Here is a 594-nt window from a genome sequence, read left to right as displayed (position 1 = left end):
CGGGCAGCGCCTTCCACACCGGCTTGCCAAACCGCGCGCGCAACTGGGCCACGCGTTCGGGCGATTCCGAACCGTGCAGCTGCAGCGCGTTCAGCTTGGCTGCCACCAGTGCGTCGGCGATGACAGCATCATCCGCATCGACGAACAAACCGACCATGGCGATCTGGCCAGCTGCGCGCGATGTCAAAGCGCCCGCGACATTCGACGTAACCGCACGGGGCGACGCTGGATAGAACACCAACCCGGCATAGTCCGCCCGCGCCGCGATGGTCGCATCGAGCGCCTCGGGTGTGCTGATCCCGCAAATCTTGATTTTCGCGGGCATGCGGTCAGTCGGGGTTCTGGATCAGCCGCACCAGCGTGCAGTCGGGATCGATCAGGTAGCCGATCCTCAGGCCGCTCGCCTCCAGTTGCGGAGCTTTGAAGCGCGGCCAGCCGGTGCTTTTTTCCTCGGCTCCCGCCGCGTTCACCAATGCCACCATGGCATCGAGATCATCCAACCGCAGGCAACAGCCGAACGAGCTCGTAGCTGGGTCGAGGTCAGCACAGGGGAAGCATCCGAGCTGCAAACCGCCGCGCTGCCGGATAAGCCAG

Annotated in this window: 2 protein-coding genes; both read right to left on the bottom strand. The window is 64.8% G+C overall.

Annotated elements, in window-relative coordinates; genetic code table 11:
* The coding region (locus tag R7093_RS26625; protein WP_409071278.1) for a phosphoribosylanthranilate isomerase at positions 1–325 on the bottom strand (325 nt) is incomplete at its 3' end.
* A gap of 4 nt (positions 326–329) precedes the next feature.
* A partial coding sequence (locus tag R7093_RS26620; protein WP_318147202.1) for a hypothetical protein occupies positions 330–594 on the bottom strand: 265 nt, incomplete at its 5' end.

Source organism: Vibrio sp. 1580, from assembly GCF_033340055.1.
The sequence above is the reverse complement of the archived record's forward strand: the minus strand, read 5'-3'. Positions and strand labels throughout refer to the sequence as shown.